This is a genomic window from Absicoccus intestinalis (assembly GCF_033971885.1).
Taxonomy (GTDB): Bacteria; Bacillota_I; Bacilli_A; order Erysipelotrichales; family Erysipelotrichaceae; genus Absicoccus; species Absicoccus intestinalis.
Genome location: NZ_JALBUS010000001.1, coordinates 22,119 through 38,447, shown reverse-complemented (window position 1 = coordinate 38,447; position 16,329 = coordinate 22,119). Strand labels below are relative to the sequence as shown.

Annotated in this window: 15 protein-coding genes; 5 read left to right on the top strand and 10 right to left on the bottom strand. The window is 41.2% G+C overall.

Annotation, left to right across the window (positions count from 1 at the left end; genetic code table 11):
- Positions 1-40: 40 nt before the first annotated feature.
- Entirely contained in the window at positions 41-727 is a 687-nt protein-coding gene (gene dapD / locus MOZ64_RS00175) for a 2,3,4,5-tetrahydropyridine-2,6-dicarboxylate N-acetyltransferase (RefSeq protein ID WP_320324604.1), read from the bottom strand.
- Complete coding sequence (gene dapF, locus MOZ64_RS00170) at positions 724-1,488, bottom strand: diaminopimelate epimerase (RefSeq protein WP_320324603.1); 765 nt, start codon at positions 1,486-1,488, stop codon at positions 724-726. The genes dapD and dapF overlap by 4 nt, the downstream gene beginning before the upstream one ends.
- 90 nt (positions 1,489-1,578) lie before the next feature.
- Here dapF and MOZ64_RS00165 point away from each other — a divergent pair, with 90 nt between their 5' ends.
- A complete protein-coding gene (locus MOZ64_RS00165) occupies positions 1,579-2,664 on the top strand; it encodes a M20 metallopeptidase family protein (protein WP_320324602.1) in 1,086 nt (361 codons plus the stop codon).
- A 93-nt stretch (positions 2,665-2,757) separates the two neighbouring features.
- Here MOZ64_RS00165 and MOZ64_RS00160 read toward each other — a convergent pair whose 3' ends face one another.
- Positions 2,758-4,452: an ammonium transporter gene (locus MOZ64_RS00160; protein ID WP_320324601.1), complete on the bottom strand. Its 1,695-nt coding sequence runs from the start codon at positions 4,450-4,452 to the stop codon at positions 2,758-2,760.
- Between the two features lie 251 nt (positions 4,453-4,703).
- Between MOZ64_RS00160 and MOZ64_RS00155 the strand changes: the two genes are divergently transcribed.
- On the top strand, positions 4,704-6,407 hold the full coding sequence (locus MOZ64_RS00155; RefSeq protein ID WP_320324600.1) for a hypothetical protein: 1,704 nt from the start codon (positions 4,704-4,706) through the stop codon (positions 6,405-6,407).
- 71 nt (positions 6,408-6,478) lie between these two features.
- On the opposite strand, the gene MOZ64_RS00150 is transcribed toward MOZ64_RS00155, so the two are convergent.
- From MOZ64_RS00150 to MOZ64_RS00130, 5 genes are all read right to left on the bottom strand, one after another.
- Entirely contained in the window at positions 6,479-7,426 is a 948-nt protein-coding gene (locus MOZ64_RS00150) for an SHIRT domain-containing protein (protein WP_320324599.1), read from the bottom strand.
- Positions 7,427-7,477: 51 nt separating this feature from the next.
- Positions 7,478-7,666 carry a hypothetical protein gene (locus tag MOZ64_RS00145; protein WP_320324598.1) on the bottom strand — a complete coding sequence of 63 codons (189 nt, stop codon included), beginning with the start codon at positions 7,664-7,666 and terminating at the stop codon, positions 7,478-7,480.
- Positions 7,667-7,784: 118 nt separating this feature from the next.
- Complete coding sequence (locus MOZ64_RS00140) at positions 7,785-8,498, bottom strand: phosphotransferase (protein ID WP_320324597.1); 714 nt, start codon at positions 8,496-8,498, stop codon at positions 7,785-7,787.
- The gene (locus MOZ64_RS00135; protein WP_320324596.1) at positions 8,485-8,931 is read right to left on the bottom strand and encodes a C-GCAxxG-C-C family protein; all 447 of its coding nucleotides are present in this window, start codon (positions 8,929-8,931) and stop codon (positions 8,485-8,487) included. Before MOZ64_RS00135 ends, MOZ64_RS00140 begins: the two co-directional genes overlap by 14 nt.
- A gap of 18 nt (positions 8,932-8,949) precedes the next feature.
- A complete protein-coding gene (locus tag MOZ64_RS00130; RefSeq protein ID WP_320324595.1) occupies positions 8,950-9,396 on the bottom strand; it encodes a C-GCAxxG-C-C family protein in 447 nt (148 codons plus the stop codon).
- Positions 9,397-9,512: 116 nt separating this feature from the next.
- On the opposite strand from MOZ64_RS00130, the gene cysK reads away from it, so the two are divergent.
- The gene (gene cysK, locus MOZ64_RS00125) at positions 9,513-11,003 is read left to right on the top strand and encodes a cysteine synthase A (RefSeq protein ID WP_320324594.1); all 1,491 of its coding nucleotides are present in this window, start codon (positions 9,513-9,515) and stop codon (positions 11,001-11,003) included.
- Positions 11,003-12,016, top strand: a complete 1,014-nt coding sequence (locus tag MOZ64_RS00120) for a phosphotransferase (RefSeq protein WP_320324593.1) — start codon at positions 11,003-11,005, stop codon at positions 12,014-12,016. The genes cysK and MOZ64_RS00120 overlap by 1 nt, the downstream gene beginning before the upstream one ends.
- A gap of 23 nt (positions 12,017-12,039) precedes the next feature.
- Here the strand turns inward: MOZ64_RS00120 and MOZ64_RS00115 are convergent, their stop codons facing one another.
- A complete protein-coding gene (locus MOZ64_RS00115) occupies positions 12,040-12,498 on the bottom strand; it encodes an Lrp/AsnC family transcriptional regulator (protein ID WP_320324592.1) in 459 nt (152 codons plus the stop codon).
- 147 nt (positions 12,499-12,645) lie between these two features.
- Here MOZ64_RS00115 and MOZ64_RS00110 point away from each other — a divergent pair, with 147 nt between their 5' ends.
- Positions 12,646-13,983 (top strand): MATE family efflux transporter, encoded by a 1,338-nt coding sequence (locus tag MOZ64_RS00110; RefSeq protein ID WP_320324591.1) that lies wholly within the window; start codon positions 12,646-12,648, stop codon positions 13,981-13,983.
- A 206-nt stretch (positions 13,984-14,189) separates the two neighbouring features.
- Here the strand turns inward: MOZ64_RS00110 and MOZ64_RS00105 are convergent, their stop codons facing one another.
- Positions 14,190-16,193 carry an EAL domain-containing protein gene (locus tag MOZ64_RS00105; protein WP_320324590.1) on the bottom strand — a complete coding sequence of 668 codons (2,004 nt, stop codon included), beginning with the start codon at positions 16,191-16,193 and terminating at the stop codon, positions 14,190-14,192.
- Positions 16,194-16,329 lie beyond the last annotated feature (136 nt).

Sequence of the window (16,329 nt, the reverse complement as noted above, 5' to 3'; positions counted from 1 at the left end):
ATGACCACATTCATGTTACCATGAAAAAAATCGATGTCAATTAGATTTGACGAAGGGCATCAACCAATTCGGTTTTTTCTTCGGTTTGTTCATTTTTGGTTTTGAGAACACGAGCCGGATTGCCACCAACCACTTGGTTTTCACCAACATCTTCTAAGACGATGGCTCCTGCCCCTATGACAGCACCTTTGCCAATATGGACACCTTCAATGATGACGGCATTGGCACCAATCAATACATTGTCTTCAACGATGACAGGTGTAGCACTGGCTGGTTCGACCACACCAGCTAAGACAGCACCAGCTCCAATATGACAATTGTTTTTGACGATGGCTCGACCACCCAGTACAGCGCCCATATCGATCATGGTGTTTTTTCCAATTTGGGCACCAATATTGATGATGGCCCCCATCATGATGACGGCATGATCGCCAATTTCAACGTTGTCGCGGATGATCGCACCGGGTTCGATCCGCGCATTGATGTTTTTGGTATCCAAAAGCGGGATAGCGGTGTTGCGACCATTGTTTTCGATATATAGATGGGTGAACTTTTCTTTTTGGGATTCTAAGATGGGCTGGATATCTTCCCAAGGGCCTATGGCGATATGGCCAAAGACCTGAACCGATGGGGGAAAGTCAATGGGCTCGGTCGCGTTGAAGTACACTTTAACGGTTGTTTGTTTCTTGGAAGTTTGGATGATATGAATGATTTCTTCTGCGTTCATGCGGTTTCTCCTTCTAAAATTTTTTGGGCGGGACCAGTCATAAAGATTCGTCCATCGGGGTCAATATCAATATGGAGCTGTCCTTTGATCAATTGGACATCTACCGAATGGTCACACTTTCCTAGCGTGTAGGCTGTGTAGACACTGGCACAAACCCCGGTTCCACAAGCTAGGGTCGGCCCACAACCTCGTTCGTAGGTGCGAATGGATAGATGGCTTTGATCTTGTATTTGGACAAAATTCACATTGGTTTGTTCGGGGAAAACCGAATCATGGCAAATGTCATGGCCAACGGTTTCATCCCATGGTTCGAAAAGAACAGTATGGACGGTCGATACAAATCCCGAATAACAAGTGTGCGAACCAATTTGAATGGGCCACTTATCCTTATATTCTTGGGCATAACCCATATCGACGCGAACTAAGAAGGGATCGATGGATTGGCGATAGACCACTTTGGGTCCTGCCAAGGTTTGGACTTCGAGTTTTTCACTTCGATCGATGTTTTCATCAAAACAATATTTCGCAAAACAACGAATACCGTTGCCACACATGGGTGCCCTTGATCCGTCTTGGTTATAATAGATCATTTCCAATGGGTTTGTTTTGACAAAGATGGCACCATCAGCACCAATGCCGGTATGACGGTCACAAACCGATTGAATAAAGGAAACAATGTCTTCTTTATCGACATAGGAATAACGAGTAATGATAAAGTCATTGCCCAATCCATGGTATTTGGTGATCGGAATGGATTTCATAGTTTAATCTCCTTTGTCTACACCCTATCATTGATGGAAAAAAATTTCAATTGTCTTGAAAATTTTTGAAAATAAGAATACCATAAGGCCATGTTAAAAGAATATCGACAAGAACTGCATCAAATTCCGGAATTGGAATTGGAGCTGCCCGAAACGCAATCCTATATCCAACAGCATCTACGTGCTTATCGTTGTGAATTGTTTGAACCCATTCCATCCAGTGTGGTGGCATATTTTGATTTTGGCAAAAAAGATACATTTGCGTTTCGAAGTGATATGGATGCCTTACCGGTTCAGGAACAAAATGATGTTCCTTATAAAAGTAAACATCCGGGGTGTATGCATGCGTGTGGCCATGATGGGCATATGGCCATTTTGTTGGGATTTGCCCAATGGGTGAATGCCCAAGCTGATCTTGCTCACAATGTATTATTGGTTTTTCAACCGGGGGAAGAATCGCCAGGTGGTGCTCAATTGATCGTCGATACGGGCATTTTTAAAAAATTTCATGTGACCAGTATATTTGGGTTGCATTTATGGCCTTCCATTGATAAAGGACAAGTGGCAACGCGGCCGAAGGGCCAGCTTGCCCAAAGCAGTGAGATTCATGTCGATATCGAAGGGAAGACTTCTCATGTAGCCAAAGCCGAAGAGGGTATTGATGCGATGGTGGCGGGGGCACATTTCTTATTGCGTTGTTACGAATATGAAAAAAGTATCGATCCGCAGATTCATCGTTTATTAAAGTTTGGTTTGATGCGATCGGGTGTGGTTTGTAACTCTATTAGTGGACATACCCATATGGAAGGGACGATGCGGGTATTTGATCCAATTTTATTTAAGGAGATACAAACAAAGATTCGGCGAATTGCGCACGAAATTGAGCAAGAAGAAAAGGTCAAGATCCAGGTTCAATTTAAAAATGGCTATCCAGCTGTGATCAATGATGAAGCTTTGGTCAATCAGATCTATCATCAAATTCCTTCTGTGCATCGTTTGGAACATCCAGAAATGATTGCGGAAGATTTTGCCTATTATCAACAAGCTATACCAGGTGTCTTCTTCTTTTTAGGAACGGGAACAGGGATTCCGTTACATAGTGATCATTGGGATTTTGATGAAGATATCCTGATCCATGGCGTGCAGTTGTATCAAGATTTGATTCAATGTTTATAAGAACGAGAAATCGTTCTTTTTTTTAGGTAGAGAAAAAGACACCATACGGTGTCCTTTTCTCTGCTATTTACGAAATGGAAAGTTCGTTATTGTCTATTCATAATCTAGGGCTTCTTGGCCTTGTGATCCACTGGAGATACGAACCACATTTTCAACGTCATAAACGAAGATCTTACCATCGCCCATATGACCTGTATATAAAGCTTTACGAGCGGCATTGACAACGGTTTGAACCGGAATTTCACTAACGACGATCTCCGCTTTGATCTTTGGTAAAAGATCCATGGTCACTTTAGCACCACGATAGTAAGTGACTTGTCCTTTTTGAACACCACAACCCATGACACGGGTCACGGTCATGCCCATGATGCCAATCTCATCCATCGCTAACTTCAAGGCATCGAGTTTTTCTGGTTTTGCGATAATGGTTACCTTAGAAATACCCGATACACCTTTCGTAACTTTGGTTGGTACGGCTTCACTCATTTGAACTTCTGGAGCTGTCGAAACAATATTAGCACCTGCTTGGTTGGATGTTGTTAAGGCTTGAAGGCCAAATCCAGCATAGGCATCGGCCAAACCATGTTCTGGAAGATCTAATCCTTGGAGTTCTTCTTCTTCACTGACACGTAAACCAACTGTTTTATCGATGAGTTTGAATGTGATGAACATGGTAACAGCGGTCCAAAGACCAATGACGACCAAACCAAAGATCTGGATCAATAAGAAATGGACACCGCCACCATAGAAAAGGCCAAGAGGGGCTGGATGGGTATCGGTACCACAAGCAAATAAACCGGTCATGATGATGCCTAGCATACCATTGAAGAAATGGACACCAACAGCGCCGACAGGATCATCCACGTGCAGTTTGTAGTCGAGTAGCCATACACCAAAGCATACGATCAAGCCAGAACAGATGCCGATGATGAAGGCACCCAAGCCATTGACATAATCACAACCAGCGGTGATGGCAACCAATCCAGCTAAAGAAGCATTTAAACACATACCAACATCGGGTTTACCGTATTTTTTCCAGGTGAAGATCATGGCTGTACAAGTGGCAACGGCAGGTGCAATGGTGGTTGTTGCGAAAATGGTTGCTAATTGGACTTCATTGGTTGCAGCAGCACCGTTGAATCCATACCATCCAAACCATAAGATGAAGCATCCCAAAGCACCTAATGGAATATTGTGTCCAGGAATACCGTTGGGACTGCCATCTTTGTTGAATTTACCAATACGTGGACCTAACATGGCAGCGCCAATCAAGGCGGTCATACCACCAACGTAATGAATGACACCGGATCCGGCAAAATCATGAAATCCCATAGCGGTCAAGAATCCATCGGGCCCCCATACCCAATGGGCTTCAACGGGATAAACAATCAATGAAATCACGAAACTGTAAATACAATACGATAAGAATTTGGTTCGTTCGGCCATGGCTCCAGAAACGATGGTTGCAGCGGTGGCACAGAACACTAAGTTAAAGACGAACAAGGACCAATTGGTATTTTGAAAATCAAATAGGGGTCCTTTTGAAAAGTCGATCCAACCGATGATGCCGGCTCCTGTATCTTTTCCCATTATGATCGAATACCCTAAGATCAAGAAAGCGACGGTTCCCAAACAGAAATCCATCAAGTTCTTCATAATGATATTTCCGGCATTTTTTCGTCTGGTAAATCCGGCTTCTACCATCGCAAATCCTGCTTGCATGAAGAAGACCAGTGCGGCTCCAATCAGATACCAGATGCCGAAAACTTGTGATAATACTTCTGCCATATCTTTTCCCTCCCTTTGATATGCAAAAAGGCGTAAAAAGAATATTCATTCTTCGTACGCCTTTGTACCAATAAAAAAACAAAAGGGCACTTCTATATGGAAATAGAAGCGCCTTTGCTTTTTACGAATTTCAGTATACCAATAAATGAAAAAATGTCAAATATTTTTCAGAAATTATTTTTCATAGATGAAATAAAAGATTTGTGATTTTCAAAAGAATGAGATATATTTATATACGTTGGAGGATGTATATGAACACAATTTATTTATCTGATAATCAGATCGTAATGAATTACAACCGAATGTATCCTAAAAATCGAGACATGCTTTTGAAAAGCGATACATTTCGCTTTGTGTTGGAATATTTCATGGATGAGATTCAAAACCCAACTCTTTTGAAATATTTGACAATTGATAACTCAATCAATATTCATCAAGCCAGTAAAACTATGAGTCACTTTTTACGTCAATTGGCTATTTTTGAGTTGGATGAAATCGATCACCCATATGCTAGAGATCCCGATATGTTGTTGACCTGCATTGAAGAAATGTATAAGTTCTGGCGCAATCGGAGTCGTTTTGCCTTTATGAAAAGTCAAAATATGGAAAGCTTTGGCGTCAATACGCTTGTCGGCATGGACAGCAATGTCAATAGTTTGATTTTGCGTACGTATCGTTTGTTTGAAGAAAAAGTCCAAGGTCGAAGCAATTCGGTATATCGCAATGCACAAGCCGGAACGAATGCTTGTTTCTCTATTTATCAAAGAGATAAAAAGTTTTCAAAAGGGTATGAAGCCTTACAAGAAATCCCAATGATCGATACGGTCATGTTACGTACACCAATGATCTTGCATCCAAAATCAAGTAAGCGTACGGGTGTGATCAATCAAATTCATCAAAGTCCAATGGAATATTTTACGGGAAGTAAAGACAATTGGTTCTGTTTCCCATGTAAAGTGGGTTCTTTATTGTGCTTTACATATTTTAATATCAAATATATGCCATTGGCATTGTCTTTGGCGAACTTATTTGAATTAGCAACCAAAGATGAAATTGAACAAAAACCAGATCTCATTTGTATCATTGGTAATGAAGATGATAAAAATGAAACGCAATTCTATCATGATGAAGAAAATGATATTTGGATTGGTTGCGTATCCGATGATCCTCGTATGGATTACTTTGGCTATCTAAAGAAAATGATGTTGACGTTGCACAATGTACGGAAGATGCATGATGGCTGGCTACCTATTCATGGTGCCTTTGTCAAAGTGGTCATGCGAGATGGTTCCAGCAAGAACATCATGTTGATGGGTGATTCGGGTGCTGGTAAATCGGAATCCATCGAAGCTTTAAAATCAGCTGGAAAAGATTATATTCGTGATGTGCAAGTCATCTTTGATGATATGGGTACGATCCATATTGAAGATGGCATTCCTTATGGACAAGGTACGGAAATTGGTGCTTTCATCCGTTTGGATGATCTAGAACCAGGTACACCATATCGTGACATGGATCGTTCGGTCTTTATGGCACCAGAAAATCCAAATTCACGGATGGTCACACCGGCTTCTCCTTATAAATTCATTGTCCAGAATCATAAGATCGATTTATTTGCGTATGCCAACAATTATACCGATAAGTATGGTTTGGCCGAATTGAGTGTCGAAGAAGTGAAGGAAACCTGTAAAATGGGAAAACGTATGGCCTTGGGTACGACTCAAGAAGTGGGTATTTCCACAACATATTTTGCCAATCCATTTGGACCGATGCAGATGGAAGAGGTATGTGAACCATTGATCGATAAGACATTCCGTTGTCTAAAAGAAAATGGTGTCTTTACTGGTGAGATCTATACGCATTTGGGATTCAGTCGTGAAAATCGTAAAGGATTGAATGTGGCTGCTCAAGAGTTGTTGGAATTCATCACCAAAGATATTTCGGCACATAAATAAGTATTGATAAAAAACGAGTCTATGAAGATTCGTTTTTTTTTAATGAGAAAAAACGGAGATCTTGTCCCCGTTTAGTTGGATAATTTCCGTTTTCGTAAGGCAAACAACAATATGCAGATCACAAGTGAACCACTGAATAAACGTGTCCATAGTGTCGTATGTGTGGTGATGCCTGTTTGTATACCTTTATTTTTTTGTGCCGGTTTTGGCTTTGAATTGGTGTTGGATGATTGTTTTTTGTTTGTTTGTGCATTGGCTGTAAAGGTCCATGTCCCTGTGAATGTGATATCTGTATCCAATGCTTTTTGATTGACATCATACCCTGCAAATGTCCAGATGCCATCTGACACGTTTACTTGATTGGCTGTGGGTTGGGTTGGTGAAACCGTTTGTCCTTCTTGAGCGGTTGTTGTTTGTGGCAATAACTTTGTGATCGAATCGGGAAGATCTTTGCCTTGGGTGCCACTCACAAATTGATAGGAAATGGAATGAATAGCTGGTAAAGTCAGATTTAAGGTTTGATAGCCTTCTTTATAATTGGTGGCATTATTTTTTACACCAGCTTTGGCTTTGATCGTTTGGACATTGGTATCATGGGTTGCTTTGAATGTTTGTACATATGTATTGTCAGTTTGGGTAATGGTTGAAATGGCTTCGGCATTTTCAACATCAAAGCTGACTTGATCGGTTGTGGGTAAACCACTTACATTGTTGAAATCATTTTGGATCGTGAGTGTAAGGGTAAAGGATTGGCCGCGTTGGATCGTACCTTGTACGTCACTGGTCAAAGTGAGTTCGGGGGCAACTTGCCAAATTTCAACATAGGTTGGTACATGATTGAAAGTGGTGGGTAGACGATAATTCTTGGCATCGGGGCCATATAAGGTGAAGTTGGAAATATTGATGGTTGTATAAGTTCCGGCATTGGCGGATGCTAATTGACCATCCCCATCGGCACCGACTTCGTTGGTTGGTGTTGTCGTAGAATGATAATCTTCACGCGTATAGACATGTTCCATGTCGGACCAATCACCATTCAAGTAATATTCACCGGATGAAGGAATGGCTACTCAACCAAAATTAAATACTTTCACTTGATTGGTTCCATCATAATAGCGGCTATTCACAAACGCAAAACTTTGGTTTGTGGAATAATGACCGGCATAACTGGCTGGATCGGCTTCGGTTGCATATACTTGTTGGGGTAAAAAAATAAAGAATAGGCCTGCACATAATAGGGCTTGGACGATTTTTTTCATTTGTGTCTCCCTCTATTTTAAAAATATTGTATTTTACAACAAAAATATTGTAGCAATCCTTAAATGAAGATGCAATATAAATATCAATACATTTCTATATAAAAAAGTCCCAGTTCGATCATTTCTGAGACTTGTAATAGGGAAGGAAAGCTTGTTTCCATTCGATGATTTGTTGATAAAAGAGGGGATCTTGGATCCATTGGGACATGTGTGCATCCAAATAAGGAAGTAGCGGTGTATGGGCGAACCGCACTTGGAGCATGGCTAGTAATTGGCCGATATCGTATCCAGGATAGCCCCAGTGTGCACATTCCAAATCAACCAAAGCCGGTTTTTTGGTATCCCATAAAACATTATAGATGCTAACATCACCCAGACAGAGCATTTGCTTGCCTAGGGGTGGTTGTTGTTCAATCTTATTTTGATACATGCATTTTTGGATCTTTGTTTGATAACTAAAATAAGATCCGGTTGCTTGTCGAAGATCTTGTTTTGTGATGTTCTTTAGATCTTCAAAAAAGGAAAAAAGAGGTTTCCATAGTTGTTCATCCATCAAATCTTTTGCTTGAAATTGGGATAGAGGACGACCTGAAAGTCGCTTCATGGTCAACGTTGTCGTTTTGGGCTGCCAGGCAATGATTTTTGGAAATTGGATTTGATCGTCTTGGAGCGAGCTCAACAAATGGATCATATCTACTTCCACTTGAGCGCGTGTAAGTGGCCAGTGGGTATCGTACTTTTTTAAGTGCGAATGATAGACCTTGATGATCTGGTCTTGTTTGGCTTGGACATCATTGACCCTGGCAAGCAAAGTAGGATCAGAGTAATTCATCAAGGATCATACATACGCGTGCCGTCAACAAGGGACAGTTCGCAAAGCAATTGTTCTCGACCGCTTTTTTGGCACCTTCTGGTGTACCAATGTTTACGCCAATGATATCTTCACACTGCAAGGATGCATAATAGGTTTGGAATGCATCTTCCAATTGTTTCACTTTCTGTTGGAGGACGGCTAGATTTTCTGCGTCTTTTTGACCTGTATATCCATATTTGAGGCCTAGACCCATCATGGCGCCGGTAAGCGCACCACAGCGTTCGCCATTGAACATGCCACCGCCAAATCCAGCACCAATTTTTTTGGCCGTTTTTTCATCATATCCCAGTTTCTTAGCGGCATAAGCCAGGGTTACTTGTGAGCAATGAAGTCCGGATGCGAAATCTTTTGCGACCGTTTCTACAAAGGTTGTACTTGGTTCTTTTGCCATTTTGATTTCCTTCTTTCTTTATAATAACTCGTCTAAAAGCATACATACACGAGCCGTCAATAGAGGACAATTTTTGGTTAATTGTTCTTCTTGGATCTTCTTTTGGCCTTCGGGTGTACCGAAATTAGCACCAATCACATCTTTACACAATAAGCTATGGTATTGATCCATGAATGCAGCTTCCAAAGCTTTTTTCTTGGCTTGTAAAGTTTGTTCATTGGCTTTGTCTTCCGGTCCGGAATGGCCGTATTTGAGGCCAAGGCCCATCAATGCACCCGTTAATGCGCCACAGCGTTCGCCATTCATCATGCCACCACCAAAAATGGAAGCCATGTGTTTGGCTGTATCCACGTCGTATCCCAGTTTTTTTGCGGCATACGCAAAAGTGACTTGGGAACACATCATGTGTTCTTGGGTGAAGTCATGGGCAATTTGTTCAATGAGTTCCTCACTTGGTTCTTTCATACAATTTCCTCACTTTCATTGTAAGGTTAAAATAAACCTATAAAACCAATTTGTCAACTAGGAATAAAAGTGTTAAACTCTCAGTATACAGAAAAAAGAAAAAGGAGCCAAGTATCATGCATATTGCGGAAAATGTAACAGATTTGATTGGGCATACGCCCATGGTGAAATTGAGTCAAAAAACCAATCCCACTGCGGCTGAAGTCGTGGTGAAGTTAGAAAATTTCAATCCCATGTCCAGTATTAAAGATCGTGTAGGTCTAGCTATGATCGAAGATGCAGAACAAAAGGGCATTCTTTGTCCTGGAGCTACGATCATCGAGCCAACCAGTGGCAATACCGGTATTGGATTGGCGATGGCTTGTGCAATCAAGGGCTATCACTTGATCTTGACCATGCCGGAAACGATGAGCATGGAGCGTCGGAAAATATTAACCGCATTAGGGGCGGAAATCGTTTTAACGGAAGCACGGTTGAATATGCCGGGTTCGATCCAAAAGGCCAAAGAATTACAGGCACAAATTCCTCATGCATGGATCCCTGATCAATTTTCCAATCCGGCCAATGCCGAGGTGCATCGGCAAACCACCGCAAAAGAGATTCTAGCGGATACCGATGGGCAAGTAGACATCTTTGTGGCTGGCGTTGGTACAGGAGGTACGTTGACAGGCATTGGCGAGGTTTTGAAACAAAACGATCCAAATACCCAAGTGGTAGCGGTTGAACCGTTGAAATCTGCCGTATTGTCGGGTGGCAAACCCTATCCGCATCGGATTCAAGGAATCGGGGCTGGCTTTATTCCCGCTAATATGAATATGGAGATTGTCGATGAGATCTTATTGGTGGAAGATGAAGATGCGAGCAAGTATGCCCATTTGTTGAGTCAAAATGATGGCATCTTAGCTGGAATTTCGGGGGCGGCCAATGTGTGGGCAGCCGTTACTTTGGCACAGCGTCTGGAAAATAAAGGAAAACGAATCGTAACGGTATTGCCCGATAGTGGAGAACGCTATTTGAGTACGTGGTTGTTTGAAGAGTTTGCTCGCAATGCCAAAGAGGCAGGAAATCGATTGGATCAATCGGTATTTAAAGATCTGGATAGTCATTTGCCAAAAGCCGTGGCTTTGTCTTTGCGTTATTTTCAAAATGGCTTGTATTGTTCGGAAGCGATGTTGCGTGGATTCAATGAAGCGTATGAGTTACAGTTTCCTAGTAATCAATATAAGATTGCGACCGCTTTTGGGTCCGGTTTAGGGGAATCGGGTTGCGCTTGTGGTGCGGTAACGGGTTGTGCCATGGTCTTAAGCTTAATTGCGGGGCGTGGTCATAATTATGAATCGGAACGTTTGGCTTTTACGGTGACCAATGAATTGCATGATCGCTTCCGTCAATTGGAGCATGCGATGTGTTGTCGTGTACTAACGAAGCCATTTGTTTGGAATTCCGAAGAGCATAAGATGAATTGTGAGCGAATCGTCAAGGAAGCAGCCGAGATTACCGATGATATCATTCAGAATCAGTTATTGGATTATCTACCTAAACATGGAGGTAAAGCACTAGAGGAAAAGCCAAAATATATCAACAATCCCAATAAGGTGCGTATCTAATGAATTTGGAAATGTTTGAAGGCGTTTCGGCATTGATTCATGATCCGCAGTACCGGAAACCGTTGGGTCTTCCTGAACAGGTGGTTGAATCGTATCAATTATTAGCGATGGGGGAATACAATGTGAATTTTAAATGGATTCATCCCCTAACGCAGAAGCCTTTATTATTGCGAATCAACACGGCCAGTCAGATCCATGTCGATGATTCGATTGGGTATGAAGCCCATGCCTTGGATTTGTTGAAAGAAAGTGGCCATACCCCTCAAGTATGGGGCTGTTGGCCCAAAGATACGCATCGTCCCTATGGGGTCTTGGTGGAATCTTGGTTACCAGGCCATGCTTTGGATTATCAAACAGAGTGTGGATTGGGTATGCAGATCTTAGCGGATATTCATAGTATTCCAATATCGGTGAATGATGGTCTGATCGTTGATAACGATCCTTTGGCTGCGATATTGAAAGAATGTGAAGACATGTTTTCGGTTTATGTGCATGCATCCAATAAGGATGCGCATGTGGAAGCACATATTCGTTCGATGTTGGATACGGCTTGGCAGATATACAAAAACAATCCAACATCGATGTCGTATCGATGTTGTGTCAATACAGAACTCAATAATGGGAATTTTTTGATCAATGGCAATGAAAAAACCAATTATTTGATTGATTGGGAAAAACCGGTATATAGTGAGCCGGCACAAGATCTGGGTCATTTTTTCGCGCCTACGACCACATTCTGGAAAACCGATATCCTTTTGGAGAAATCCTGTGTGGATGCCGTATTGAAAGAATATATCCAAGCGGTCGATGGACGTTTTTGTTTGGATGGATTGATCGAACGGACGTATACGTATTTATCGATTACTTGTTTACGGGGCATTACCTATTGTGCGATGGCTTGGGTCCAATATCAACAGTCTGATCGCTTGATCCACAATTCAGAAACAAAAAAGAAGTTGGATCAATATCTCGAGGATGCCTTTTTGGATCAAATAGAAAAAAATTATTTATAAAACAGTCAGAACTGGCTGTTTTTTTATAGGCGTAGACCTTTGATGTCTTTGATTCGGCTTAGGATGACATTGGTTTGAATGGATAGGGCACCAGGTAATGGATCGATGACTTCTTGAAGAAGACGGTCCATTTCTTCTTGTCCGGCAACGATGGCATGTACATGAAGACGACAATGACCAGTTGTTTGATAGATTTGGGTAATGTCCGGACAATCTTTGAGTTTTTGAATAACGGTATGGAATGTTTCTGGTTTTGTTTCAATTTCAAAAAAACAAGAAATGGAATCCGTTAGTTTATGCGTATCTATGATGGTCGTATATTCTTCAATGATGCCACGATTTTCCAATTCTTTAACGTGGTTTTTCACTGCCACTCGTGATATACCAAGTTTATTGCCAATTTCTGAATAGGTATATCGCGCATTTTCAATCAATAATTCTAATATTTTTTGATCCAGTGTATCTAGTTTTTCCACAAACATAGAAGTCTCCTTTTCTGCTTTTATTGTACCAAGGTTTGATGGAATTGCAATTTCATAATGAACGTGATATATTTCAAATAGAAAATTAATCTATATAAATTATATCAAATAGAAATAATATGAATTCGAAATGAAAGAAGGAAAAGTATGGATCTTACAACTTGTGACATACGAAAAGGATTGCTTCTTTTTGCCTTGCCCATTATTCTTGGTGATTTGTTGCAACAAGTCTATAATCTGAGTGATACATTGATCGTGGGACGCTTTATTGGCATCAACGCATTGGCAGCGGTTGGTTCGGCCTATGCGTTGATGACCTTTTTGACTTCCATTTTCTTAGGTCTATCCATGGGAGCCGGTGTCTTATTTTCAATGGAATGGGGAAGGGGAAATATCCATCGTTTACAATTAGGTATCTTGCATGCATTTTGTTTGATCATTTTGATTACAATCCTATTGAATATAGCACTCTATGTATGGATGGATCCCATTCTGCATTTTTTAGCTGTACCACAAGCCATCTATGATTCTATGCGCATCTATGTAGAAATCATTTTCATGGGCTTGTTGGCTGTATCCATCTATAATTTTTTTTCGTGTTTGTTACGTTCGATAGGAAATTCAGTGATTCCTTTAGTCTTTCTTGGTCTATCGGCTGGATTGAATATTGGTTTGGATCTTTTGTTTGTACTTGGCTTTCATTGGGGCATTGCCGGAGCAGCCATCGCAACCATCCTTGCACAATATGTATCCGGATCGGGTATCAGTATGTATTATATGAAAACGTATCGATCGTTCATTCTCCATCGGCAAGATTGGGTCTTTGACCCAACGATCTTGCATGATTTGCTAGGCTTATCGTTGATGACTTGTTTGCAACAATCGTGTATGAACTTTGGCATTTTGTTGGTTCAACGTCTAGTTGATACGTTTGGTCCAATAACTATGGCTGCTTTTGCCGCTGGTGTAAAGATCGATACCTTTGCGTATTTACCAGTACAAGATTTTGGGAATGCCTTTTCTATTTTTATTTCTCAAAATGAGGGTGCCAAAAGAATCGATCGCCAACAACAAGGATTTCGAATCGCAACAACGATGACCATCCTCTTTTCAGCCGTGATCTCATTGTTGGTCTTTGTGTTTGCCCAACCATTGATGCAACTTTTCGTGCAAGCCAAGGAAACAGAAGTCCTATGGTGTGGAATTCGTTATTTACACATCGAAGGCACTTTTTATATAGGTATTGGCTGTTTATTTCTTCTCTATGGCTATTTTCGTGGAATGGGAAAACCGGGTATTTCGGTGATCTTGACCATTCTTTCCTTAGGTACTCGAGTATTATTGGCTTATGCATTGGCACCTACCCTTGGTGAAATAGGGATTTGGATGGCCATACCCATTGGTTGGTTCTTAGCCGATCTCGTAGGATATGGTTGGTATTTTATGGGCAGGACAAAAATCGATATGTCGGTTGATGGTGATTGAAATGGGTCAATATATATAGTGTAATCTAAACTGTTTTCATTAGTTAGCCGTACGCATCTAACTAACTTACACAGTTTAGATTGCACTCTCGTTTACTTGTCATCATAGGCATTAAAGTGATTTGTGCATTTTGATAAACCGCAATTCAAAATCGATTCTGTATTGTATTCCCATTTCTTATCAATGATTTTGGCGGCCTGTTCATACTAGTAATTGGATGGGCGCTTTGGTAGGAGGCTAAAGAATTCCTGTACAGGTTTTGGTTTGCTGAAAAGATAGCCCTGGGCATAGGTGCAACCAATTTGTTGCAGGAATTGAAGCTGCTCTTTAGTTTCTACCCCTTCGGCTACTGTTCGAGTACCAAGTGATGTAGCCATTTCACAGATGGAGCGCACGATTTGTTTGGAACGCTCATCGAATTTTTTCATAAATTCCATGTCGATCTTAATTACATCGAAAGGATAATCTTTTAGAACGTTGAGGGAGGAATAACCAGATCCAAAGTCGTCCATCCAGACTTCAAATCCCATACGATGGAAATGTTCGATTGCCTGAGGCATGATAAGGGAATCGCCGTTCAGTGCACTTTCTGTGATTTCAATATGAATCAGGTTTTTGTCGATGGCAAGTGCATTCACAATTCTTTCGATTTCGCCATAGAGATCAATACCAGATTCAAGATCGGTTCGCGAGATATTAAAGCTAATGGGAAGTGGTTCCAACCCAATTTTTTGAATTTTTTGTATTTCTCTTCCATAGGTGGAAAGGACGTTTAAGTCTACTTTGTAGATCAATCTGAGATTTTCAAGCGAAGGAACAAACTTATCGGGTGTGAGCAGGCCATATACAGGATCTTCCCAGCGAGATAGAGCCTCAAATCCGGCCGGTTTTCCACTTTGGATATGGATAAGGGGCTGATAGTAGACACGTAGCCATTGATTTTGTATGGCTTTGTCTATGCTACTTATGACATGTAAGCGAATTTCTTCCTGTTTTTTGAGGTCTTCTTCGAAATATTGCACAACTTGTCGGGAATCCTTTTGGTAGCGGACTGCATAGGCGGAAAGATCCACCATTGTTGTTAGCTCATCATAGGATAATTCCGTTTCGTGTCTTGTGGTATGGGTTGCCACAGGGATGGGATAGATGCCAACTTTTAGGTGCAGTGCTTCATCTAAGCTCAGTCCCTCAATTTGTTTAGCTGCTAGATTGAATTTGTTTTCTATATTTGCAAGAGGTATGATGCCGGCAAAGTGGGAACCGGATACGCGAGCGACGATGCCATCCGGGAACTGTGCAGCCAAAAGCGCTGCTGTCTTTTGGAAAATTTTGGTACCAGCATCATAACCGTGAATCATATTTACATCGTGAAGATTTTCAAGATTTGTATAAAAAACGGCAAATTCTTCATTTGTGGTTTGTGCTTTTAAAATCATGTCTCTTCCATGCTCAATCAAGTAAGTCAGGCTCTTCGCGCCGGTGGTACTATCTTCGTCCTGGCTGCGGATGTAGTTTTCATACTTCATGATGGCAAAAAAGTTGAATTTCATGAAAAATACAAAGAAGAGAATAAGCGCAATACCAGCTATGGAAACCCCATAAGCAAGTGCATTTACGACTCCATTTGGACTGCCATCAAGCACAATGCGTGGAAGCTCGGCTTCCACGCCAATCAGAACCATAAAGGAATATGCAGTTCCCTGAAATCGGTGGTCCATTTGAAGCATGGATTTTTCAAAAAGAAGATAGCGGATTTCCTGTTGAAAGTACCATGTTAGGGCAATGCTTAATGCAATTGTGATACACATGCGTTGCCATACACTCTGGGCAAGTAACATGGCTAAGCAATTGGAGCAGAAAAAAAGAGCATACAAGAAAGCAGCACCGGGTCCTTGGATGGCAAGTACTTTTGCATACAGCGGAATTAGAATAAACACCGGTAATAAAAGGCAGCCTGAGGCAAGTAAGAAATCCAGAAAAGTCCCCTGTATAGATAGAAAAGAAGTGAAGCCAGCATACGTTGCATAGGAAATGATCTCAGCTGTATTGTAAGAGACAAGAAAGGATAGAATACATTTTTTGATTTTGGTACTTCTGTCCGTGTCTTTAAAAACGAGAAATAATGTAACGGCGGCAAAGACAATTCCTTGCAGAACATCGGTATAATTGCGATACCAGTATTGTGATAACCAGCCTATAATCGTTTGCATAAAAGCACATCCCTTCAAAAAATGTCCATCTTTTGTCCGATGTGCGAATACTGCGATTGGCTATGCCACTACTTTTGATACGAAAGAAAATGCATAAAGAAAGTATTGGACAATATCCTGTGACCGGTACTTTGGA

What these genes read in the sequence shown, in the direction of transcription:
- dapD (WP_320324604.1), bottom strand. Translation starts at nt 727, where the DNA reads ATGAACGCAGAAGAAATCATTCATATCATCCAAACTTCCAAGAAACAA.
- dapF (WP_320324603.1), bottom strand. Translation starts at nt 1,488, where the DNA reads ATGAAATCCATTCCGATCACCAAATACCATGGATTGGGCAATGACTTT.
- MOZ64_RS00165 (WP_320324602.1), top strand. Translation starts at nt 1,579, where the DNA reads ATGTTAAAAGAATATCGACAAGAACTGCATCAAATTCCGGAATTGGAA.
- MOZ64_RS00160 (WP_320324601.1), bottom strand. Translation starts at nt 4,452, where the DNA reads ATGGCAGAAGTATTATCACAAGTTTTCGGCATCTGGTATCTGATTGGA.
- MOZ64_RS00155 (WP_320324600.1), top strand. Translation starts at nt 4,704, where the DNA reads ATGAACACAATTTATTTATCTGATAATCAGATCGTAATGAATTACAAC.
- MOZ64_RS00150 (WP_320324599.1), bottom strand. Translation starts at nt 7,426, where the DNA reads ATGGAACATGTCTATACGCGTGAAGATTATCATTCTACGACAACACCA.
- MOZ64_RS00145 (WP_320324598.1), bottom strand. Translation starts at nt 7,666, where the DNA reads ATGAAAAAAATCGTCCAAGCCCTATTATGTGCAGGCCTATTCTTTATT.
- MOZ64_RS00140 (WP_320324597.1), bottom strand. Translation starts at nt 8,498, where the DNA reads ATGAATTACTCTGATCCTACTTTGCTTGCCAGGGTCAATGATGTCCAA.
- MOZ64_RS00135 (WP_320324596.1), bottom strand. Translation starts at nt 8,931, where the DNA reads ATGGCAAAAGAACCAAGTACAACCTTTGTAGAAACGGTCGCAAAAGAT.
- MOZ64_RS00130 (WP_320324595.1), bottom strand. Translation starts at nt 9,396, where the DNA reads ATGAAAGAACCAAGTGAGGAACTCATTGAACAAATTGCCCATGACTTC.
- cysK (WP_320324594.1), top strand. Translation starts at nt 9,513, where the DNA reads ATGCATATTGCGGAAAATGTAACAGATTTGATTGGGCATACGCCCATG.
- MOZ64_RS00120 (WP_320324593.1), top strand. Translation starts at nt 11,003, where the DNA reads ATGAATTTGGAAATGTTTGAAGGCGTTTCGGCATTGATTCATGATCCG.
- MOZ64_RS00115 (WP_320324592.1), bottom strand. Translation starts at nt 12,498, where the DNA reads ATGTTTGTGGAAAAACTAGATACACTGGATCAAAAAATATTAGAATTA.
- MOZ64_RS00110 (WP_320324591.1), top strand. Translation starts at nt 12,646, where the DNA reads ATGGATCTTACAACTTGTGACATACGAAAAGGATTGCTTCTTTTTGCC.
- MOZ64_RS00105 (WP_320324590.1), bottom strand. Translation starts at nt 16,193, where the DNA reads ATGCAAACGATTATAGGCTGGTTATCACAATACTGGTATCGCAATTAT.